General features: G+C 58.6%; 25 protein-coding genes and 2 pseudogenes. 9 read left to right on the forward strand and 18 right to left on the reverse strand.

Going from position 1 to position 21,157, the window contains the following annotated elements:
- The 4 genes and pseudogenes from NKJ00_RS22095 to NKJ00_RS22110 form a co-directional block, all read right to left on the reverse strand.
- Positions 1–72 (reverse strand): annotated as a pseudogene (locus tag NKJ00_RS22095) (IS6 family transposase); the annotation flags it as partial.
- Between the two features lies 1 nt (position 73).
- A complete protein-coding gene (locus NKJ00_RS22100; RefSeq protein ID WP_352631136.1) occupies positions 74–421 on the reverse strand; it encodes an RES domain-containing protein in 348 nt (115 codons plus the stop codon).
- Positions 422–1,105, reverse strand: coding sequence for an XRE family transcriptional regulator (locus NKJ00_RS22105; protein WP_352631138.1), 684 nt, complete (start codon positions 1,103–1,105; stop codon positions 422–424).
- A gap of 97 nt (positions 1,106–1,202) precedes the next feature.
- Positions 1,203–2,321, reverse strand: coding sequence for an RHE_PE00001 family protein (locus NKJ00_RS22110; RefSeq protein WP_352631140.1), 1,119 nt, complete (start codon positions 2,319–2,321; stop codon positions 1,203–1,205).
- A 285-nt stretch (positions 2,322–2,606) separates the two neighbouring features.
- On the opposite strand from NKJ00_RS22110, the gene NKJ00_RS22115 reads away from it, so the two are divergent.
- The gene (locus NKJ00_RS22115) at positions 2,607–3,539 is read left to right on the forward strand and encodes a recombinase family protein (RefSeq protein WP_352631142.1); all 933 of its coding nucleotides are present in this window, start codon (positions 2,607–2,609) and stop codon (positions 3,537–3,539) included.
- A gap of 298 nt (positions 3,540–3,837) precedes the next feature.
- Here NKJ00_RS22115 and repC read toward each other — a convergent pair whose 3' ends face one another.
- From repC to repA, 3 genes are all read right to left on the reverse strand, one after another.
- Complete coding sequence (gene repC / locus NKJ00_RS22120) at positions 3,838–5,181, reverse strand: plasmid replication protein RepC (protein WP_352631144.1); 1,344 nt, start codon at positions 5,179–5,181, stop codon at positions 3,838–3,840.
- A 212-nt stretch (positions 5,182–5,393) separates the two neighbouring features.
- The gene (gene repB / locus NKJ00_RS22125) at positions 5,394–6,407 is read right to left on the reverse strand and encodes a plasmid partitioning protein RepB (RefSeq protein ID WP_352631146.1); all 1,014 of its coding nucleotides are present in this window, start codon (positions 6,405–6,407) and stop codon (positions 5,394–5,396) included.
- 196 nt (positions 6,408–6,603) lie between these two features.
- A complete protein-coding gene (gene repA, locus NKJ00_RS22130) occupies positions 6,604–7,821 on the reverse strand; it encodes a plasmid partitioning protein RepA (protein ID WP_352631148.1) in 1,218 nt (405 codons plus the stop codon).
- A 471-nt stretch (positions 7,822–8,292) separates the two neighbouring features.
- Between repA and NKJ00_RS22135 the strand changes: the two genes are divergently transcribed.
- Both NKJ00_RS22135 and NKJ00_RS22140 read left to right on the forward strand, forming a co-directional pair.
- Positions 8,293–8,574: an acyl-homoserine-lactone synthase gene (locus NKJ00_RS22135; RefSeq protein ID WP_352631296.1), complete on the forward strand. Its 282-nt coding sequence runs from the start codon at positions 8,293–8,295 to the stop codon at positions 8,572–8,574.
- Positions 8,575–8,630: 56 nt separating this feature from the next.
- Positions 8,631–8,946 (forward strand): annotated as a pseudogene (locus NKJ00_RS22140) (ATPase, T2SS/T4P/T4SS family); the annotation flags it as partial.
- A gap of 2 nt (positions 8,947–8,948) precedes the next feature.
- Here NKJ00_RS22140 and NKJ00_RS22145 read toward each other — a convergent pair.
- The 3 genes from NKJ00_RS22145 to NKJ00_RS22155 all read right to left on the reverse strand — a co-directional run bounded on the left by NKJ00_RS22145 (position 8,949) and on the right by NKJ00_RS22155 (position 10,204).
- Positions 8,949–9,110 (reverse strand): hypothetical protein, encoded by a 162-nt coding sequence (locus NKJ00_RS22145; protein WP_352631150.1) that lies wholly within the window; start codon positions 9,108–9,110, stop codon positions 8,949–8,951.
- Positions 9,111–9,282: 172 nt separating this feature from the next.
- Entirely contained in the window at positions 9,283–9,612 is a 330-nt protein-coding gene (locus tag NKJ00_RS22150) for a single-stranded DNA-binding protein (RefSeq protein ID WP_352631152.1), read from the reverse strand.
- Positions 9,613–9,697: 85 nt separating this feature from the next.
- Positions 9,698–10,204, reverse strand: a complete 507-nt coding sequence (locus NKJ00_RS22155) for a hypothetical protein (protein WP_352631154.1) — start codon at positions 10,202–10,204, stop codon at positions 9,698–9,700.
- 87 nt (positions 10,205–10,291) lie between these two features.
- Here NKJ00_RS22155 and NKJ00_RS22160 point away from each other — a divergent pair, with 87 nt between their 5' ends.
- On the forward strand, positions 10,292–10,822 hold the full coding sequence (locus NKJ00_RS22160; RefSeq protein ID WP_352631156.1) for a helix-turn-helix domain-containing protein: 531 nt from the start codon (positions 10,292–10,294) through the stop codon (positions 10,820–10,822).
- A gap of 101 nt (positions 10,823–10,923) precedes the next feature.
- Here NKJ00_RS22160 and NKJ00_RS22165 read toward each other — a convergent pair whose 3' ends face one another.
- Complete coding sequence (locus tag NKJ00_RS22165; RefSeq protein WP_352631158.1) at positions 10,924–11,727, reverse strand: hypothetical protein; 804 nt, start codon at positions 11,725–11,727, stop codon at positions 10,924–10,926.
- A 739-nt stretch (positions 11,728–12,466) separates the two neighbouring features.
- On the opposite strand from NKJ00_RS22165, the gene NKJ00_RS22170 reads away from it, so the two are divergent.
- Entirely contained in the window at positions 12,467–12,670 is a 204-nt protein-coding gene (locus tag NKJ00_RS22170) for a hypothetical protein (RefSeq protein ID WP_352631160.1), read from the forward strand.
- Positions 12,667–13,149: a hypothetical protein gene (locus NKJ00_RS22175; RefSeq protein WP_352631162.1), complete on the forward strand. Its 483-nt coding sequence runs from the start codon at positions 12,667–12,669 to the stop codon at positions 13,147–13,149. Before NKJ00_RS22170 ends, NKJ00_RS22175 begins: the two co-directional genes overlap by 4 nt.
- Positions 13,150–14,076: 927 nt before the next feature.
- Here NKJ00_RS22175 and NKJ00_RS22180 read toward each other — a convergent pair.
- Both NKJ00_RS22180 and NKJ00_RS22185 read right to left on the reverse strand, forming a co-directional pair.
- Positions 14,077–15,084, reverse strand: a complete 1,008-nt coding sequence (locus NKJ00_RS22180) for an RcgR family putative quorum lactone hydrolase (RefSeq protein WP_352631164.1) — start codon at positions 15,082–15,084, stop codon at positions 14,077–14,079.
- A complete protein-coding gene (locus NKJ00_RS22185) occupies positions 15,074–16,687 on the reverse strand; it encodes an RcgA family putative transporter (RefSeq protein WP_352631166.1) in 1,614 nt (537 codons plus the stop codon). The genes NKJ00_RS22180 and NKJ00_RS22185 overlap by 11 nt, the downstream gene beginning before the upstream one ends.
- Before the next feature lie 243 nt (positions 16,688–16,930).
- Between NKJ00_RS22185 and NKJ00_RS22190 the strand changes: the two genes are divergently transcribed.
- Entirely contained in the window at positions 16,931–17,314 is a 384-nt protein-coding gene (locus tag NKJ00_RS22190; RefSeq protein WP_352631168.1) for a hypothetical protein, read from the forward strand.
- 135 nt (positions 17,315–17,449) lie between these two features.
- On the opposite strand, the gene NKJ00_RS22195 is transcribed toward NKJ00_RS22190, so the two are convergent.
- Complete coding sequence (locus tag NKJ00_RS22195; RefSeq protein WP_352631170.1) at positions 17,450–18,343, reverse strand: serine hydrolase domain-containing protein; 894 nt, start codon at positions 18,341–18,343, stop codon at positions 17,450–17,452.
- A gap of 320 nt (positions 18,344–18,663) precedes the next feature.
- Here NKJ00_RS22195 and NKJ00_RS22200 point away from each other — a divergent pair, with 320 nt between their 5' ends.
- Together NKJ00_RS22200 and NKJ00_RS22205 are read left to right on the forward strand one after the other, a co-directional pair.
- Positions 18,664–19,050, forward strand: a complete 387-nt coding sequence (locus NKJ00_RS22200) for a hypothetical protein (RefSeq protein ID WP_352631172.1) — start codon at positions 18,664–18,666, stop codon at positions 19,048–19,050.
- 58 nt (positions 19,051–19,108) lie between these two features.
- Positions 19,109–19,231, forward strand: a complete 123-nt coding sequence (locus NKJ00_RS22205; RefSeq protein ID WP_352631174.1) for a hypothetical protein — start codon at positions 19,109–19,111, stop codon at positions 19,229–19,231.
- Here NKJ00_RS22205 and NKJ00_RS22210 read toward each other — a convergent pair.
- From NKJ00_RS22210 to NKJ00_RS22225, 4 genes are read right to left on the reverse strand one after another with little or no spacing between them, the layout of a single operon-like run.
- Positions 19,225–19,557, reverse strand: a complete 333-nt coding sequence (locus NKJ00_RS22210; protein WP_352631176.1) for a hypothetical protein — start codon at positions 19,555–19,557, stop codon at positions 19,225–19,227. The genes NKJ00_RS22205 and NKJ00_RS22210 overlap by 7 nt on opposite strands.
- Positions 19,554–19,760 (reverse strand): hypothetical protein, encoded by a 207-nt coding sequence (locus tag NKJ00_RS22215; protein ID WP_352631178.1) that lies wholly within the window; start codon positions 19,758–19,760, stop codon positions 19,554–19,556. The genes NKJ00_RS22210 and NKJ00_RS22215 overlap by 4 nt, the downstream gene beginning before the upstream one ends.
- A complete protein-coding gene (locus NKJ00_RS22220; RefSeq protein ID WP_352631179.1) occupies positions 19,757–20,317 on the reverse strand; it encodes a thermonuclease family protein in 561 nt (186 codons plus the stop codon). The genes NKJ00_RS22215 and NKJ00_RS22220 overlap by 4 nt, the downstream gene beginning before the upstream one ends.
- Positions 20,298–20,909 (reverse strand): hypothetical protein, encoded by a 612-nt coding sequence (locus NKJ00_RS22225; RefSeq protein ID WP_352631181.1) that lies wholly within the window; start codon positions 20,907–20,909, stop codon positions 20,298–20,300. Before NKJ00_RS22225 ends, NKJ00_RS22220 begins: the two co-directional genes overlap by 20 nt.
- Positions 20,910–21,157 lie beyond the last annotated feature (248 nt).

Raw genomic sequence — 21,157 nt, forward strand, 5'->3', positions numbered from 1 at the left:
GAGTCCGTAGGCCAGATACCAGCGAATGCAAAGCAAGTTCACAGATTGGTCGAAATGGCGGCCTTTGAACATCTCAACTCTCCGGGGAACACCGGAGCCCAATGCCATGCGCCTCGTTACCAAAAACTTTGCAACACATCCCCACCTCCTCCACCGGAAGATCGTCAAGGATTCCTTCGCGGCGGTCGCGGAGCACGGTCTCGAGGAAGCACACCTTCAGGGAGTCACCGAGATAGAGAACACCAAACCGATTGGCGTCAACGCGGCGTCGAGGATCGCTGAATCGGCTCGGCGACTTCCCGTATCCCAGCGGATCGGGATAGATGCTCCAGCAGATCCGGCCGAATGTCCGTCCCGGCGATATGGTCTCGATTTCGAGCTTTGCACGCCCGAAATCGGGTGAAGGTGGAACGCCGGGCATTCAGTCGAAATCGCCCCTGGCCAGGCCTTCCGCCGCGGCCAACACCGCGGCGTCATCGCCTTGCTGAAGGGCTTGAAGGCCCGTCCGCCCATCGAGGGCGCCATGGCGCGACACCAGAAACCGATAGACCGCCCAGGCGCTGTTGCCGAGCGTCTCGTGCAGCGCCGGCAATGTCCCGAACGGTCGGCCGTCCTTGTCGAGTTGCCAGACAGGAAAGCGGAATCCGCGCTTGGCGCCATCGATCCCGAGCACCTGCCCGCTTTGCCGCCTGGCGTTGACTGTCACCCGCGACGTGCCGAGCAGCTTGGCAAAGGCATCCGCGGTCAGCATGTCCTCGCCGGCGACAATTTCGGCGACGCGCTTGCGGCCACGCACGCGTGCTCCGGCAAGCGCCGCCTCGAGTTCGGTATCGGGCATGCCCGTGTCGTCGACGGGAAACTCATCCGAAGCGACCGGCCGTTCCTCGACCGGCGTAATCGTCTGCACATCAGCCGCCGGATCGACCTCTACCCGGAACGATACGCGATGGCCGATCTTGCGGCTGCGTGCGATCGCTTCCTGATAGCGTTCGAGCAATACCTTCTTGAAGTCTGCCTGCGCCGGAAGTTTTGTGGTGAAGCTCAGGGTGGCGACTCCCGCATGCGATGCGGTCCCGCTATGATTGCTGCGTTTTGGAGCGGCCATGATGACAACCTCTTGCTGTCACCAATATGGTTACACAGCGCAATTTCGTCAAGTTGGATAACTTCGTAAGGTAGACGAACCTTACGGCGGCTGCGGACTACACGATCCCCCACGCCCGAAACCTTCCCCTGCCCGTCATCTCGCGCAGGCCAAGCTCACCGATCAGGTTGAGCGCCCCCTGTTTTGTCACTTTTAGACGCTCCTGGATCATGCCCGCCGAGACCAGCGGTCGCGACAGTACCAGCTCGACCAGGTCGGGCAGTTTCGAGCTAGCGCGCCGTTGTTCGAGCCGCCGCTCCATCTGGCTTTTTGCCAGCACCAGCCGATCGTGTTCCTTCAGCCCAGCCACTGCTGCGTCGTGAATGGCATCGAGCCAGGCGAGCAGCCGATCGCCGCGATTGCGCGCCCGCCTCCGCTCGCGCGGAATGTTTTTCGCGCCGAGATGAATGCAAGCGAGATGGTGGGCGGCAAGACCTTCCTGCCGCAGCAGCGCGGCAATCAGCAGAGGCCCGAGCCAGGCTGCATGCTGCAGCACCTCGATGTCCTGCCAGGCGTCGAGAAGCAACGCCGCGCGCAGGACGACCGGCAGATCGCGCGTCCTGGCGATAACGTCCTGCCATTCGGCGAGCCGCGCGTCTTCGTCCCAGTCGAGATCGTAGATGAGGTCCGGCCGACCGTCCGGGCGCGCCGCTTTCGCCGGCACGTCGGCGCCGCTCAGAATCTTCGACGAGCGCGCCAGGACCGCATCGATGTCGGCAAATTCTTCGGCCAGGAGATCGTCCTCAGCGTCATCTCGAACCTCGGGATCAACAGAGGCAGTTCCAGCCCCCTCCCCTTCCGAGCCTTTTGGCCCCGATGCCGGCGTCGCGCCGCCGCGGCCGGCCAGCGCCAAAAAACCGTCACGGCTGAGCGCCCAGTCCGGGTTGTTCGAAAAAATTCGCCGGCGGACGCGCAAGACGGCATGGGCCCGGGTGAGTTCGTGGGTCGGGGTGCGGATGTCCATGTGGGCGTCGTGGAGGACGAGGTCCTCGAGGTGGACGAGTTCGCCTTCCAGCCAAAGAGCTGCGGCCGCGTCGGCAAAATGCTGGCGCTCGACAAAGCCGTCGCGGACCGGCGAGCGAGCCAGCCGCTCGTCGAGGCGGGCCGAAGCTTCGGTCGCACGCGCGACGGGCCCGAACAGGGCCTCCAACGGCAAGTCTCGAATCGCGTAAGTCATTGTTTTCACGATAGCAGAATTGCCATAGTCAAGCTATCTGGATGTTAGCTTGACTTGCATGGCACTTTCTCAACCGCGCTTCTCACTATCGATAATGACCCCATATCGGGACTGTACAGCACCGCGCCCTGGGGCGGTCAGGAGGCTAGAAAACGTTGATTTTCAGGCTCATCAAAGCCCCAGGAGCTACGCAAAGGGCGACTAGAGACGTTTACAAACGATCGTTTGTTGATATCTTCGGTGTTTGTACAAAACGCCCCTTTCCTATGCTGAGAGACGACGCGAATGGCCCGTGAAGCGCAAGATCGACGCTCCGGACGACTAAAGGGCCGGCAAATCGGCTACGCACGCGTGTCGACGGACGAACAAGCGACGGAAGCGCAGGAGATTGAGCTGCGATCGGCCGGCTGCGACGTCGTCATTCAGGAACATGGATCCGGTGCGTCGAGAGCTCGCCCTGCCCTACTGCGATTGATGAGCGACATCAGCGCCGGCGATGTCCTGGTCGTCGTGCGTCTCGATCGCCTTGCGCGCTCGGTCAGCCATCTTCTTCAGGTGATCGAGGATCTGACTGAGAAGGGCGCGCATTTCCGATCTCTCCGAGATCCAATCGACACGTCGACGCCACAGGGCATGTTTTCGCTACAGGTACTCGGCGCCGTTGCCCAGCTCGAGCGTGCGCTGATTTCGGAGCGGACCAAGGCCGGCATCATCGCTGCACGATCGAAGGGGCGGCTGCCAGGCAATCCTGGTATCCGGGAGCGCAGGCCCGAAGCCCTGGCGAAGATGACAGCGGTGCAAAAGGCAGCCTATGGCCGACGGCTACAATCAACGATGAACCAGTGGCTTCCGACGGTCCGTCGGATGCGACCAGACCACAACTGGGACGATATCGCTCGGGTCCTGAACCAGCGCGGCCTCGACTGGACGCCTGAACGACTGCGGCGGGCAGTGAGGTGGCTCGTCACCGAGCACCTGGCCGAATCCACACTGCTAAAGCGGGCGTCTCCTCTGCCTCCCGAAGATCGCCTGATGACTCTTGTGGCAGGGATTTCACAGTCTAACCCAGATCTGTCGCTCCGCGACATCGCTGGCCAGCTCGAGCGTCTGCATCAGCGAACCCCACGAGGAAGCGCAAAATGGTCTGCCTCCTCAGTCAAGAACCTGCTCGATCGAGCCCGCCGGCTTGGACTCGTCGCCGAACTACCCGCGAGCTGACCGTCATCCCGCTGCAGAACAGTCCTCAGTTTACGGTCCGTGGCTGACGCTCAACATTCCCGAGCCGCGTGTACGCGGCCCAGGCATCAGCTGGAACAGCGCTGCCGGCCCGCGCCAGCCAAGCCGCACGATCGGATTCGGTAAGCGAATTCCACCACACCATCCCGGCGGTTTCATCGGGCGTCGGTTCCGGGTCGTGTTCGTTTTTCATGCCTTCGATGCTCTCATAAGACGCTCGTCCCGACAAGCGCTGCGGCCACCGTCCATGTCATAGTGTGGATCGAAACCCGCCGGCTGATTATGATCCGCGCCTCGGCTTCTCGAGGCTGCGGCGCAACGCATCGCTGATTTCCAGCCGGGATTCGGTGCGCACAACCTTGCCTGCCGTCTCCAAATCGACGGCAGCGGCTTCAGCTCCGTTTCCGGCAGCTTTCGACGCGTCAAGCTTTGCCCGCAACAAGGCCATCACCATCGGCCAGACCGAGAACTTTCCGGCCTTTGCCCGGTCCGTCAAGCTGCGCAAATATCCGCCGGCGCTGTTGATCTGGTCCTGTCGCTGGTAGATCGCAGCAATGGTAATCGCCGCCTGCTGCTCACCCATTGCCGTTCGCGCTTCCTCCCAGGCGCTCGGGCTGATGCCCATGGTCGGCCGGGCAACCTCGGCCGCGGCCAGAAATTCACGCCAATTGCGAATTCCGCCGCCGCCCTTCGCCAGCCAAAGCATGTTCGGGCAGGCATCCAGCACGATCCCTAACGGCAGCTCGCGCTTCGGCAGGCTGCGTACGTTGTCGGTGTCCGCAACGTTGGCGCCCGCTTCATCTTTATTTCCTAAGCCAATTTCAGATTCAAATTTAGAGTCTGGTTTTGAATTCTGTATGTGGCGTCCATTTCGGGACTCATTGGCGTCCGCTTTTTGTGTTTTTACAAATGATTCCAATGCTTCACGCACTTCAGCCCAAAGGCCTTCTAGCTCCTCGGCAATCGCCTCGAAGGTTTGCCTGGGCGCGGTGCGTGGTATTTGGCCGACAATCGCCTGGTAGGCCTGCTGGACCCTGCCCCAGTTCGCCGGCACGTCTTCCTCAATCCCCGCGTCGATCATCTTGACGATGTCACGGCGGCATATGGTTAGCCGCTCCTTAACGAGACGAAAGGCCTTCTTCTCAGATCTGACCGCTTCCGCAAGATCCTTGAACTCCTCAGCGCGCGCGACGATCGGCGAGATGTCGAAGCCATAGGCTTGCTCGATCTCGCCCCCCTGCCCTTTCCGGGCGAAGCGCTTGCCGTTTGGGCTGTCCCGACGGATAATCAATCCGCACTCGACCAAGACGGCCAGGTGCCGCCGTAATGTCGTTGGCGGCATCCCGTTGGCGCGGCGAATAAGCTGCTCGTTTGATGGCCAGACGATCAGCTCGCTGTCGCCATAAAGCGTCGTGTCCGGATGGAACGACAACAACGCGTCGAGAATAGCCAAAGCGCGATCAGTGGCGCCCAGAGCGATCCTGGCGTCCTTGATATCCTGGAAGACATGCCACTTGTGGACGGTCGCCTCCTTCGACGCCGCCCTTGCAGTGACTTGGCTTGAGATCATGCCAAGCGTCATCGGCCGCCGCCCAAAGGGCGTCGTTGAGATATGCGTCCTCATTTTCCTTCACCTGTGTTCAGGCAAAAGAAATCTGCTCGTCGAAACGACGATTTAGTCCCTATGGGACTCTTGACTGCGATTCTCGGAAGTGCGATTCTCTAAGTTGCGAGACTACAGAGAAGGGCTTCCGGGATGCCGTTTCGGGGGCCTTTTTCTTTTGCGGTTTGTGATCAATCGACCCCACCGAGAAAGCTCAGTCGGGACCTAAGGCCTTACTTTTGAGCGGTACCTCCTCCTTCCCTGGTTTCCATAAACTGATCGTAGAGGCGGTCCAGCTGCTGAGCGACAAATGCTCCGAACGCAGGGGCCTGCTTCTCATCGAATATTAGTGCCGTCCTTGCCGCCGCATGTTCGATGCGGGCCGCCTTCTTGCCTAATGGAGTGGTCCACGATTTCACTTTCGGCGAAGGCTTGGACGCAGTGTTGGATACGAGTCTGAACACCAGAGCGAAGCGAGCGTCGCTGTCGGCCTTCCTGAACTCAGCGGTGTCGACCGCAGATTCGACTAACTGCATTGCTTTAGGGCGACCTAATCCCTCAGCGAGCGTGGCCCACCGCGCGCGTCCCGCCTTAGGTGCGGGTCCGATCTTCGAGACAAGATTTTCAGGAATGCTACGGGCAATCGAAATGAATCGGCTAAGGTCCGCCTTATCCGTTGAAAGCGCGGCAATGATTGTAGCGCGCTCATAGCCAGCATCCTCGAGATGTTTAGCGAAGAGAGCTTTCTCGATGAAAGATAAATCCGCCCGGTCGAGGTTTTCCCTGCCTTGGGCAATCACAAGGTCGTCGTCGCTGAGGGTCTGGACAATTGCCCTTACCTCGCGCCCTAATTTAGCAGCAGCCCTCAATCGACGACGGCCGTATGCTATCTGATACCGCCCCGCTGTCTCGGGGTGAGGCCGCACAAGTATGGGCACTTGTTGGCCGTTCTCGGCAATGCTCATAACCAGCTGATCAAAACCTCGATCGATTTCTGCCGGCAAACGATCCGCGATCGTTGATCCTTCGATCTTAGACGGGTCTAATGAGACAACTGCGTCGCCTGATGCTAGCTGTTCTTGAAGGCGTGCTGCCGCCTTGGCTCCTTCTGCCATCTCCTGCAAGGACGAACCCATCGCGGAAATGGCGCCTGTGCGTACTCGGGCGGCTATTTTATCAGCAGCTGGCGGCAGCGAGGGGCCGGGCTTTTTCAAAAATAGCGAGTCTATAGCATCCTTGCGACTCATGCCGAGGCTCCTTGCGGATCTGCGAGTGGACCTACCTGCACCGCACCTGCGGCGCGCGCGTTGGGAGCTCCCAACAACCGTTTAGCTGCGCGACAGCGGGGTGAGGGAAGACATCTGGGTGTCTGTTCACCAGCCCAGCAAATGCTCTTCAACAGCTTCGTGTTGGGAGCTCCCAACACGTCAGATCTTCTATCCATCACGCGCGACCCCACGCTTTTTTCAGCAGTACCTCAATCTCTGCATTTACCGAATCCAATGCCTCCATAGCGCGGTCGTAAGTCGACCGCGTGAGGTTCTCGCGACCAATTTCATACAACGTCTGCTTCGTCAGTCCGGCGTCAGACACGGCTGCCGACTTGACCATCGGATTGGTGAGAACGTGATCGTCGAACATATTTCGAAGCAGGGCCGCCACCTTTGTCTGGGGGGCATCCTGTGGCTCAAATCGCGTGAGGAGGTACCGAATAAAGTCGTACTGAAGATCCCCGCCGGCATCCTTTACAACACCGAGAAGGTCTCGGGTCATCAGAAGGAATTGGCTCATCGACGCAACATCGAGCATCTGCGGGTGCACCGTAATGATCATCGACGTTGCAGCGCACAGACCGCTTAGCGTAAGAAATCCAAGTTGGGGAGGACAATCGATCACTATGACGTCATAGCCGTCGGCAACTTCGTCGAATGCCCGCGCAACACGAGTAAAAAACAACCCGTCCGCCCCCGCGCGACTGGTCAGCGCTTTAGGAGTGGTATGCTCAAACTCCATCAGCTCAAGATTGCCGGGGACCAGATCCAATCCGTCGAAATAGGTCGAACGAACTACCTCCCGAAGTGGACGCTTGGCGTCGTCGTATCGAATCGCGGCATAAAGTGTTTCGTTTGCCGCCACGTCCGTCTCCGGAAGCACCCCTAGCAGCGCGGAGAGACTTGCCTGGGGATCCAGATCAACCGCGAGAACTCTATATCCCTGCAATGCAAGATACTGAGCTAGGTGGGCAGAAGTGGTCGTCTTGCCCGAGCCACCCTTGAAATTCGTTACTGCGATGACCTGCAGATGCTCGGTTCCACGACGATGGGGCACAAATTCAATGCTCTCGCGGCCACGCGTGCTCCCAGCCAGCATTCCGCGGATTTCGTTGATCTGCCCCAACGTGTAAAATCGTCGCCCATTGCTTGCGAGTTCTGGCTGAGGTCCTTCACCAGCAAGCGTCATTTTCCTGAGAGTGGAATCAGATATCTTCATCAGACGCGCTGCTTCCCCCGACGTAAACTTGCGCAGACTTTTTTGGGACGTCGGCGGAAACAAAGCCTCGCTCATCGCCTGCAACTGCGAACTGAGTCGATCGGCATGCTCGCCGATGGTCACATCGACCGACGGACGATCATTCCGAGATATAGCGGCAGCCTTGCTCACGGTCTAAACTCTCGTCACGGTTAATCGACGTGTTCCGTCATTTAACCGTGACGATACCTATTCGCCTTAGGCTTGCAAGAAGTTATTGGTTAACAATACCTTAACGGCAGCCTGGGGGAACCTCTTCCACACCACGCTAGACGGGCGATTTCCCATTACAAAACAATCCTCTATGGCATTCCCGTGCTCAGTATTCGCCTAAGAGCTGCTGATGCTTTTATCAGTGCACTCTGCGCGCCCTGTCAGGTGTCCAGACGCGCTTCGTGTGCGGTAGACCCGACTCAGCCGCGACGCAGGAGAGAATCGGATTCATGTTTTCGTTAGCCGCGGACGGCCGCGCAATGGTTCCGAACGCTTCCGAACCGGAGCAATACCGATGCAGGCACTCGCTATTCCAGCCGCGGCGTATGACGGCTTCGCACTTCTGTCGAAACGATGCATCGTCTTCGCGCTCCGTCTTTCAAGTGACGTCTGGAGTGGAATGTTGAAGCCAGCGACGACCGTGAGGTCGACGCCTTCGACCTCCTGAGGCCGACCGACGTTCTGGCGATTTCTTCGGCCTTCGATGTCGTCGGCTGCGCGCCGCTCCTTACCGGTGACAGGACCGACTATGCTGGTGAAAGGTTTCCACAATTGCTGGCGACCAGCCGGCTCGAAGCCCGTGCCGGGATGGTCGAGAGTTCACGCTTCTGCGTCGACACATCGCTCCGCGAGGGCAGGGGAGGGCGTGCGCTGCATGATGCCGTGCCCTGACCCTGTTCTCGGCGATCATCGAGTGGTCAATGACGCATGGCTACCGCGAGATCGTCATCCGCAACGCCATAGCCTCCCGGCTCAACGTCGTCATCTGCGGCGGCTCGGGATCGGGAAAGACCTACTCTCGCCAATGCGGTGATCGCTGAAATCGAAGAGACAGCGCCTGACGATCGCATTCTAATCCTCGAGGACACCGCAGAGATGCAGTGCGCGGCCGAGAACGCCGTAGCGCTGCATACCAGCGACGCGATCGACATGGCGCGGCTGCTGAAGAGCACGATGAGGTTTCGCCCTGACCGGATCGTCGGCGGCGAGGTCCGCGACGGGGCCGCCCTGACGCTGCTTGAGGCCTCAAACACCGGCCTTCCCGCTTAACGCGGATACACAGCCCTGATGAGAGCTGCTTGCGCAGCACTGCCTACGACCCCGCACAGAAGGGCGGGGCTGATGTAAAAGTTGAAGATCAAGGCGATGAAGAAGCACACGATGCCAGTGGTCGCGACCGTGATCACATCCAGTAAGTCGTCTTCCATGACCAATCATCCCTGTTGCCGGATGGCTGCCAGGGCGCCACTCGGCCGAAGGGGAGGGGCACGAACCCAGCCGCGATAGCGGTGCCTTTACCGGATTGCGCCGCCGCGACGACTAGGCCGCTGCAGAGTTGCCGGGACAAACGAACAGTGCTCAGCCGTCGGGCGGATCCTGTCAGTCGTTCGCATTGACATTGGCGGCCTGGAAGGCGTTGAACGTCGTTGCGACCAGATCGGTCGTGTAGACCGTCTCGCCGTCCTTTTCGTAGGATGAGTTGCTGATGCGGCCTTCGGCTATGACCGGCTGGCCTTTGGAAACGTTGTCTTTGATCCACGCGGCCTGATCATCGAACACGGTGACGGTGACCCAATCCGTCCTCGTTTCCTTTTTCCCGGCGTCGTTGGTCCAATGGCGGTCGGCAGCGATGCTGACCTTGACCGCCTTATTGAAGCTGGTGACGCTGCCTACGTTCCCGGCAACGGTGAAACGATTGATGCTGCGCATATTGGGATACCTTCTATAATTAGGTGGCTCGATTTCCGTTCGCACGTCAATTAGAGTGTCATCATAGAATCGACGGAAGCAGCAGTCAGATGTTGAGATTGAACCAGGCCCGCTGCCTCAAGCCGTTGGCGTCGGTATACTCAACGTACCAAGGCTTTGACCGCATCGGCCGCGGCATGCTGATGGTCTTCTGGCAACTGTCGCCGTCACGGCGGTTGGTGACTGTCTTGAAGATGGGCCTGCCGTTGCGATGGTCGAAGCATCCATTCTCGCGCTTCTCGCACATGTTTGGTTTTGAGCGGTTGCCCTCGTGCCCGACGTCGCTGTAGCCGACGGTCCAACCGTCCGGGCAGTCGTCATAGACGTCTTTCCGCGCGGCAGAGGAGTTCGCGTCAGGGCATGTTGGCCAGGAGAAGTCGGGAAGCTTCATCGCGGCGATGAGCCGGTACATGGGCGGGTGGCAGCTTGGGGTGGCTTGCCAGTTCCCGGAAACGCACAGCAGTACCTGACAGCCCCATTCGGAAGCCGGCGCGCTGCTGGCGTAAAGGGAGCCGACTGCAATGGCGGCGGCAAAGAGCAGAGATTTGGTCAATGGGAGCTCCTTTCACGGACGTCGCTGTTTATACTTTAATTGATTTTTTGCGACCGCGAAAGGAGGTTTGTATGGGGTTGGACGGCGGTGGAAAAATACGATCCGAGAAACGTTTTGGACAACCCAGAGCGCGATGTCATGCAGGCGCAAATAGCGGCAAAACTCGAAGAAGAACGCCAGCGGCGGAATCTGTCGAATCGAGATTTCGTGGCGCTGATTAAAAGCTTCGCCAGCGAAAAGGAGTTCTCCTACCGCACCTACTATTTGACGATGCGACAGGAGCAGAACCTGACACTCGCGACGGTCGCGCTATTCGCGCGGGCGCTTGAAATCAGCGTCGCTGAACTGCTGCTGCCGCCGGCAGTCGTGGAACCATCGATGAAGCGGCTCGACGTCCAGCAGATTAAGGACAACATCGCGCGCGCGATAAACGGCTACCGGAAGCGGAAGAACTTAATGAAGAGGGAGGTTGCCGACCTGATCGGCATCTCGACCGTCACGTATTACAAGATCGAGCAAGCGCAACAGAATCTGACGCTGGCGATTATCGGCATGATCGCCAAAGGGCTTGGCGTGCCGACGGCCGCTCTGCTTCTCGGCCGCGTCCCTAAGCGCTGATTTTTGCCTTGCCGGACGCAAGCGGCTCCGGCAGGCTTGTTCAAAAGCCCCTTGCGACGGTTCGACTGGGTGCGGAATGGTGGGGCTAGGCTTCCCAGCCGTCAGCCGGACGGTGGTTTGCGTCCGGCAAACCGCTGAAGGCGGCCCGAAGGGCCACCGGTCCGGCTGTAAGATGGCTGTCCGCCTTTCTGTTTATTGCCGAAGGTTCCTGAGGACGCCGCTTTTTTGAACCCAGTCGGACAAAATTTAAGGCCGAGGTTCGGCCGAAATTTTTTGAGCCATGCGAGCCAGCGCCGGCACTGGATCTTTACCAGGTTTGGCAGATGCCTGGCGCGCCATTGCGGGCGGTCTGTGATGTCGAGCAGGCCAAGATGGCGGGCCCGGCGCAGCGCGTTGCGGACGGTGGTGGCGCCGACGCCGGCGCGGTCGCCGATCTCTTTGACGCTCGATCCGCAAGAGCCGTGCTGACGGCAGTCCGAGGCAACAATATAAAGCACGGCCCGTTCACCCTCCGTGAAGCGATCCCGCACATTTGGGGGTAGGGCGGCCATATCGCCCAAGCGTCGTTTCCTCGCCCATCGGACGGGGCAGCGCGACCCGCTCGCCGCTTGATGGCGCGACTGCTTGGATTTCGGGCGCTGCGGAAAGTAGGTGCGCGCCGGCGGCAACCGGGCTTCGCGCGCCACTTGCAGCAAGGAGCGCCGCGAACAGGCGGCCTCGCTTAGTTCTTGCGCCTCCTGGTCCCTCAAGGCGCCCTCGGCCAGCCCTCGCCAGACCAGCACCAGATAGTGATCGATCTGCTTGGCCGTCGTGATGTCGGCAAGCCACTGGGCCATTTCGGTGTGTATGGTCACCACGTCTTTCCCTTGCTTGCGGCAAAGAAAATCCGTGGCGCGAAAGCGCATTTTCCTGTTGCGACTGTCAGAGGAAGCAGCTAGATTTTGCCATCTTCTTTTGGTGGCAATCGACGGAATTGGCGTTCCGTTCTAGCTACAACCTCTTGGAAATCCGGCCTTCGCGCCGGGTTTTCTTTTTGCCTGTATCCGTTCTCCACGATTCGATGATTTGCCACCGTAAGCGGCTGAGTGCATAAGTTAAAGTAAAAACCTGATCGCCGACAACCCTCGGCTTTCCGTGCGCCGCCTGGCCCAATTCGGCCTTGCGCCGTCAGCGCGCTCGTTCTCGGCTCGGATCGGGCTCGCTCCAAAGGAGCAGGGCGGCTTACGCCGCCCCTGTTGCTGGTTATTCTTCGTTGTCGTCGGTGTCTTCCTTAGCTTCGCAGCGGGGATGGACGCGGGTGAAGATGGCCGCAATCACATCTGTCGTGTGGACTGTTTTGCCGTCTTTTTCGTTGGACGAGTTCGCCAACCCGGCCTTCCACGTAAACGCTGTCGCCAACGTTCACGTTGTTCTTGATCCAGTCGGCGCGCGTGCCGCTCAGGATCGTGACGGCAAGGCGAAAGCCGGTAGGGGGACCACTCACCCGAAGGGCCGGCGCACGATTCTCGCATGCGGATCCGCAGCCGGTCCTGCACGGAGCCGGCGAAGCCGCGGAGGAAGAATGGGGGATGCCGGTTTTCGCGTTGTTGGGGAGAGCCATCTTTCCCTCTAGCGACTATGGAATTGATACTTTAACATCGCTGCATGAGCGACTCCCAGCAGATCGCGGACATGTATTTTGAGGAACTGCGCGAACGCGCAGAGCGCGAGGGGATTGACGCTGCATTGCATGTGGCAGCGATGACGCTGGCGTTCTATCAGAACAGCGCCAGCACTGGATTTCATCGGCGACAAGGGCCGTTGCTGGTCACGCCGACGACTGAGGTAAACGGGCCGCAAGAACCATGAACAATGACAGCGTGTCACTCTTTCCAATGCGTGCGATCGCCCCCGCAGCGATCATCACTCTACTGGTGCCCGGATTCACGTTTGCGCAGGCAGGCAATCCGATGTGGCAGTCAGGGTATAATTGGACGTGCGAAGCGACGGCCCGCACGATCTGTGAGCGAGACGGGACTTGCCAAATCGGCGATGCAGGCGGTGTGAAGTTCGAGATCGAGTTTGAAAACAGCCGTGCGCTGTTTCCCGACGGGACGGTGAAGATCAAGCGACACTACCGGCAGACGGTCAATGACAGTCCCCTGCAGGCGGAGGTGAAAGTCGAGCTGGCGGACAACCGCGTTCTGTGGTTGACGGCGGTCGATGCGAGCCGCACTTACTCGCAAGCCTGGACGGGAGCCATTGTCGAACCGAAAGGAGGGGTCGTGCTTTCGATCACGCAAGGCGTTTTTTGCCTTCCAGAATCTGCGGGAATGCCAAAGGGATGACACCGGACAGTTTGACCCGAAGGCAGCGTCGGGAACTCCGATGGTGGGCCGCTGAACTTGGCAAGCATCAGCAAGGCGCCGTGCCTTGCGTATCGTGTCACGGTGTTGGGCTGCAGGAGCTCGAAAACGATCGCGACGCTGCCGTGATCAAGAACGGTGTGGGATACGCAGCTGAGCCTTGCCGCCGCTGCGCCGGCATGAAATTTTTTCGCCGCTAGGGGAACTGTTCCCGTCCAATCCAAACCAGCCAATCGGCGCGTTCGGACCGGAAAAAAACAGCGAAATTGTTCACCTCTGCGACGTTGTCGCTCCCCACAGCATCCCCGGATTCACATGAGGGACGGCGAGCAAGACTGCGCCGGTCCCCGTCCGGCAAGGCATTGCGGAGCTAGGCGGGGGATTTGCAAAACGTAGCGCGTCATGTGATGCCCGGAAAAGACAGTTCCCCGGGGCTGGCTCATCCATCGTTGAAAAAGCAGCAGCGAAAAGCTTGACACAAACCTCAATTAAAGTACGACAATCAACGGTAGCAGGGGGCGACATCATGTCCGAATCCGCGGCCGCAAATGGCGGCTTCGTCGGAATCGGCAGCGAGGTGTCGAATGCAGATTTTTCAGGTCCCGGCGATCGAGGACCAGCCCCTTTTTGCGACATGCTTCACGCCGCCTCAAGAGATTTTTTGGCAAACAGACCTTGATACTGGTGGCCGGGGCGCTTGAGCGCGGAGGAAATTCCGCGGTGCCCGGCGGATGCTTACGGTGGTCCTAGGAATTCCAGCATCCTGTACTTCCAACCCAGCCGTTCCGCCATACGCACAAACGCCGCTGGACCGAGAAACAGGCAGGTGCGCGCGGCCAGCCCATACAGATAATCGTTTACACAGGTCAGGATCGCCGGGCCAATTTGTCAGCAGACGACAGAAACCGCTCAACGGCCGCGCCTTAGTAACCGCTTCAAGCTCAAGCCGGCCAACAAAATGTAAGGCGGCCTGGCGAGCGAATAGTGGCCACAGTTTAATTCCAAAATATTTGGCCTAGCCCCGGCGTCCTTCAGCCTCTGCATGAACCTCTCCGATAGCTCTGGCAACACCACTTTGTCTCTCTTAGCCAACACAACATGGAGATCGAGATCAGGCCGTGCCAAACTATGCGCGTAATTCTCCAAGTTAAGGGGACCCCAGGCCCTTCTGAGATCGGTCAGCTCAATCTCAGGCTCAAGGCTATCGCGTATCGATCGTGTCGCGCGGCCCGTCCAAACCATATCCGCTAGACTCCCCGCCGTCAGAAACAACGAGGCTTTTGACACAGCCAAGTCGTGTGCCGCGACTATGGCCGCAACCCAGGAACCTAAGCTCATTCCGAGAACCGAAATCTCTCGATAGCCTTCGCTTTTCAGCCAACGTATGAGTTTTCGCCCATCCAACACTGCCTGCCTTACAGATTGGATCGTTCGACCGAGATTAGGGCTAAGCATATAGTCGGCGTGCACGGAGCCGGGACGGCTGCGTTCGAAGTGATAAGGCATAGCAATCTCGACAACCGTGATGCCACGCTGCGAGAAAAAGTTGGCAATCTGACGATTCCGGGCGCTTGCATTCCAATGGTGAAAAATCACCATCGCCTGATCGAACGACCCGCTTTCTGTGATTTTCGCCGAGACGACATTGTTTTGTTCGATATCAGTAGAAATGTCCGATGGAAATTTGAGCCACCCATCTAGCCTTTCAAAACCCTGATCACTCACACTCGGCTCATCGAAAAAGGCTGGATCAGCCACGGCTTGGTCCGCAAGGGCACAGAATTCCTCGATACTTGTTATCTTCTTCGCACCTGGAAAGGCGCGTTCCGCGTCAAGGATGAAATCCGTTGGTTTCTTCCCTTCCTCACCGCGAAGGGCCCGGCGTTCGTCCCAACGATCGAGCCAACTATGAAACACTCTGATTGTTTCCTAACTCGCTCGCTCGCCAGCGGCCTAATCCTGGATCGAACAGGCCGTATAGTGCGACTAGCACTGACATGGCCAGAAGGGTCGAAAAGCCGGCAAACGCGTCGATCAACAAGTAGCTGACAACAAGTAACGCCACGACCGCCGACATCTTCCACAAAGGCGCGTGAAATCGACCTCCGACACCTAATCGGATGGAGCCATACAGAAATACAAAACAGGTCGAAATAACGATAAGAAGGCTGCTGTAATGCGTCGGCATACGATAGCGGAACCCGGTGCTCACATCATCGCGACCTTGGAACATCGAAGACATATCGCCGACCAACCACGCCACAATATTCTCACCACTGGATGCCAGATAAGAGCTTTGGACCTTCATCCATATGGCGACCAGAACCCCCAAAACCGTACACCGAAAAACCCCACGCATCACTGTGAGGCCGGCTTCATTGAGCTTTTGCTGATGATCAACATGCGGCAGCTTCTTCAATCCGTCTCCAATTCTCCAAAGATCATGAACAACCGTATAGAGCAAAATGAGACCTGCGAAGAAAAGATAAAATACCAGGCACATGTATAGGTAAGCGAGCCCCGTAAAAACGACTGTTTCGGGGACAGATATGACCTCAGGACGCACAAGAGCTATTTTTCCCCAATCCATGGCATAGTTGCCACCGCCCTTCATCAACGGGATCAAGGACACGCCGATCCATTGAAAAAGACCCGCGAACAGCAAGCAAATCAAAAAAACCGACCAATATGTGTACGAGGAAGCGTCAACGTTGCCCAACCAGGCGTCGTCGCTTTCCACCTGATCGCCCTGCGCTGCGAGCTTTCTGCGCCCCTCACTTTTCCAGAAGACCAGCAACTCTATAACGAAGAAGAAAAACAGCGGTAAGAACACCATAAAGTCGAGTGTCCAATTTGCGGCCCAAAGGAATCCAACCTGCTTAACGAGCCCGTCCGCTCGCTCGTAGGTGACGTTGTGGATACCAATGATGTACGACAAAAAGCCGAGTGCGGTCATGCCGGCAAACACCGACGCGGGTAAATTCAGGGGAGATCCGTGACTAAAAAACGCCTCCGATTTCCTCGCCAAACTAAAACGCCGCCTCGGCCCCTTGGCGTCAGTATCCCGTATCAGCTCTGCCGGGGAGTCTGTCTCGTCATCGAAGGTCGCAGTCAGTGCCGTATCTGGAATCTCCTGTGCAAAGCTGCTTCCGGCTCTCTTCCATTCTCGTCTCTTGGCCGATAACCGCGATTGCGCCGCACTAAGCTCCATCTGCCATTCGCTAGTTGCGAGCGGATCATCGCATCCAAAAATCCTCGCCAGCCAACGAATGTTGGCAGTGCTAATTCCCTTCTCGTTCTCTTGATACCAAAGCTGCACCGTTCGCAGATCGACCCCAACCCGGTTGGAATCAATCTGTGAAATCGCCTCTGCAAGAAGCTCGGGCGTCCATGGGCCTGCAGGAAACCCGTCTTTGCCCAACGGCCGACCCGCACCCGCCGCCGCCAGTCGTTTGAATAATTCTTTGAAATCACTCCCGTCTCTCGGCGGAGGGAGAAATAACTTTCCGTTCTTAAACAATGACTTACAGGCTCTGGTTTCGTTCCGTTTCGCTAGGCTTCGTATCCTATCGTGCCTTCGTCCTCAATCAACGTATTTATCAACTCGATGCAACTACGTAGCGCGCTTCCAAGCTTTGGACATGCGCCCCCGGATGAAGCGTACAACTGATTGATTTTGGGAAGGAACATGGCCGAATCATTTCCTTGGAGCGGGCGAGGGACGCCCAACGTAGCTTCTCACCCCGCAAGGAGGATGCGCGATATGGCTCTGGCTGTAATAACGTTTAATGGTGAACGCCTTGAGGATCCTATCACTGAGAGGCCGCTCACAACGATACTTCGACGGCATCGTCAGTTGAGAGAGCAGGTGGAGCGTCTGTGTCGGCGTTTCGTCGAGCGCGAGACGGAAAGTCGGTTTTCAGCGCGGCTCGAGATGCGACTGAACGAGCTCTTTGCCCAGGAAGAGCATGCACGGGACGAGATGCTTCGATTTGCGGTCGAAAGCATCGAGGATTGCGCTGCCAAGGCCGAGCACCTTCGGTGGTTGCTCAACGAGGGCGACAGCGGATTGGAAGACGCCGATTGGAATCTGCTATTGCAGTCGTTTGTGAATAGTACCCCGGTGGCCGCCGGCGCTTTCTCCTAAGCTTGCGTGCGGACGCCAAAGGTGCCTGCCAGAAAACGAAGATTTTTCAGAAGGCGCCATCTTCGCCGTCGCGAAAGGGTGGAAGCCGGAAGTCCGTGAGGTATAGGCTGAGCGGCGGTCATGTGACCCTTTCGGTCATTCGGTCAGGGCGAGCCGGGCCGCTTCGAACTCCGTTATCCCCTCGTCGCTTCCGTCGGTGAAGCTCGCCACGGTAACCGGGCAATCCCGATCCGGGAAGTAGTAAACGGCATTTACGCAGAACGCCCCGCCTCCGGAATGTCCGATCGCCCGTCCCGCCTCGCCCATGCTGCCGCTCATGAGGCCGAGGCCGTAGCCGCAATCCGTCCAGGGCCGGCCCGAGACAGCGCCGCCCAGGGGATAGCGAAGCAACATCTGCCCGAGCGTGGCCGCGTTCAGCACCTCACCCGAGAAAAGCGCATGCAGGAGAAGGGCGGCATCTCTGGCGCTTCCCACCAAGCATCCGTGATAGACCCAGCCGGGGTGATACCGATCGGCTGCGCGCCAGCAGAGGCGCGAAAATTGCCGGCGCGTGGTCGCGAGTTCCACGCTTTTGAGCCCGAGCGGATCGCGGATCATTTCCTCGAAAAGACAGGCAAAACTTCGGCCCGATGCCGCCTCGATATGCTCGCGCGCCAGCATGTAGCCGATATTCGAATAGGACCAGCCGCGACCGGGAGGAAAAAGAAGCCCTTGCGCCAAGGCCGCGCTCAGAAGCCTTTCGCGGGACCAAGGCTCTTCGCCGGCGCGAACCGCGTGCTGGTATTCCTTCAAGACGCCGTAATCTGGCAATCCGGAGGTATGGTTCAGCAACTGCCGGAGCGTGTAGGACTCGCCCGGAATACGGCTGTCGAGATCGATCCCGCCGATCTCGAACAGCTTCAGGGCACAGATGGCAATGACCGTCTTCGTGAAGCTCCAATACGGGAAAAGCAGGGAGGCATCACCCAAAGCTCCCTCGCGCCCGTCACCGGAGATCCAACAGGAATGGATACCTGCCGCCTGTTGCACGGGCGTCTCGTATCACGGGGCGCCGAGCCGGGCCAGCCTGTCCGTTTCGGGTTCAATCCGGTCATCCATCGTGCGTGTCATCGACGGCGGCCATGGGTCGTTCTTTCGCGTTCGACGTCCGAGGGGAATTGATCGATCGAACAGGTCCGCGACAAGCCCGATCCAGGCGGTCGCACTGGCATGCCCTGGCTGTAACGCGGACGACAGTGCGACCCATCCTGACAGGAATGCGCCAACTGTCGTGCTACGATGAGAGCGGTCGGCCGGTGTTTACGATACCGATCTGCCAGCCTGCCATGCAGTGAAGAGGAGAGTTCACCATGTCCGGGATCAACCGCCGCGTCTTGCTTCTCAGCTCCGGCAGCGCCGTCATCGGCTCGACGATTGCGGCAACGGCTCACGCCGGAGAGCCTCGACGCCAGGACCGAGAACCGTCCCGCGACCTGCGGGCGCTGATAAAGGCGCACAAGGCAACGTACGCGACGTTCGGCAAGGCAATCCAAGAAAGGGACGGCAGTAATCGCGAACACGACAGAGCCAGCCGGGCCGAGGAAAGGGCACTGCTGGCTGTCTGTGCCTATCCTGCGGTCAGGGAAGGTGATCGCCGGGCCAAGGCCAGATATCTTTTGAGGATCGAGGGCCGCGGCGAGCTCGACTTGGCAGTGCACATGCAGGCTCTTCTCCGTTCGACGATGTGGAAAGGATAGGGGACTGGCTTCCGCGTCGCGGAACTTGGACGTCCGTGCCTTAATCAGAGCTTCGACAATGGTCGATGTTGCCGCCAAGGCGGCCTATGTACGGACGCTGCTAGGCGACGGGGCGAGCGGCATGGACGAGAAAGACTGGGAGACGCTTTTGCAGTCGTTTTCAGATCGTGACGGTTATTGATAAAGAGAGGCCATCCAGCCGCTCGGGGTTTTAGCAAAGCCGACGATGGATTGTCTTTTTCTTTGGCCGCCGAGTCCATCATAGGTAACATCAACAGCGCATCGTACACCAGGTCCCAAGGTGTCTTTGTCGCATTGCCCCAATGACAATTGTAGATTCGGCCAATCATTGGGCTTGGCGGCTTGAACCGAGACGCGAGCTTCTTCTTCAGTGGGAATTTCCAATTGGGAGTCTCGAGGCGCCGACGATGTCAGTGCATAGGTCCCGCCAACTCCTATGGCGATGCCGATCACGAGAGCGATGGCGCAGGATGCGATGCCGTTCATGAGTGCCAAAAACTAAGCAGCAAATCGCCTAGAGAGGGAAATTGATTGCAAAGCCACGTGAGCGCCAAAAGGAAAATGATGGCGGCTACAGCAGCCCAACCGTTACCGCTGTGGAGATCGGCGAGATCGCGTTCAGCTTGCTTTTGCGCTTCCAGCCCCTCCGCATGCACGATCGTCATAGGCTGAGATTCTGGCATGGTCACTGGCCAGCTCCTTTCGTAGCCGTGGGCTGCGAGGTCTGCAGAAGCGCCTGGACGGGATGTGGGAATTTATAGGCCCACAAGCCCTCACTCGCGCCTTTTGCCGTCAGTTCCGCAACAACATAGCCCATGTTGACGGCGTTGCCATCGGGATAGGTTGCCGCAAAGGCGAAGCCAGAAGAAATCATGGCTGTGCCAACATCGATTGTCGAACCCTCGATCTCGGCGGCGCAAACTGCGAAAATCGCGTCGTCCCGCGCTCGCCCGATCGGTTGGCAAGTCACTGCCGCCGTCTGAAACAAGCCTCCGAGCTGGGCCAGCGAAAGACTTCCGCAGTCGTGTTTGTTACCGGCAGCGTCCGTAGCTATGCTGCCGCGTATACAGGACTGGACGCCATACAGGCGATAGACCTGACCATCGGACTCCCAGGTGTCGCCGGTCTGCAGCGTGATATTCTTAGGAACGGCGAAGCTCGATGCCACCTGCTGGCCATAGGCTGGAAGCAAGGTTGCGGCGATTGTCGTAGCCGTCAAAAGAATGTCACTGGCTCGTATCGCCAAGGCCCATTTCCTTTCCTATGACGGCCGACTCGAGGAGGTCGGGGCGAAGCGGCTTGCCCTTCTTGTCAACAGCGATCTGAGCAAAGCCCTGGAAGACCATCGAGTCGTCGTCGTTGGCGACGAGGAACGGATCGTTGTTCGACCCTTGGCCAACGCGGGCGAAGCAGGACACAGGATCGGGCGTTCCGGGCGTCGATTGCAGGACCAGCGTCTTGCAAAGGATTACGCTGGCACGCTTGTTGTAGATCGTGCCGGCGTCATCTTTCGCGGCGTCTTTGCAATCCCACGTCTGCACCCGATTGTAGATGACCTTCTTGGACGGGCAGGACGTAAGGCCGCGCAAGACATATTCGACGCCGTTGATCTTGCGATGGGTCGCGTCAATGATTTCGACGGGAGAAGAGATCTCGTCGACGTCGCGAGCGAACAGCTTGCCGGATGCATCGTAGCGTTCAAGAACGAAGACCTTCTTGTGGGGTTCGGCGAACTGGCTGAGATATTCAACACTCGGTTCGGCGAATGGTGACGACTCGTCCTGGGCGGATGCCGCGCTCATCGATGCAGCGGCGGCAACCAAGGCGGAAACGAACATTTTCATGACGGTATTCTCCGTTTTATGGCTGCATCTGTGCGCGGCTGACCGAACGCGTCAAGCGGCTGGCGCGGGCAGCGCCGAAGGCGCAACACGGGCGGCTTGGACGCGCTGAGGTCGCCCGCGCTATGGTCAGCAGCAAAAAGGGGCGAATTACCGACGAGAAAGAAAGCCATAGTTGTAGTCGCTTGTTGACGAGCAGGATTGGCGCGGTTATGACGTAAGTTAAAGTAATAACCGGAGCGACG

It is taken from the genome of Mesorhizobium sp. M0227 (assembly GCF_040321855.1).
Lineage (GTDB): Bacteria > Pseudomonadota > Alphaproteobacteria > Rhizobiales > Rhizobiaceae > Mesorhizobium.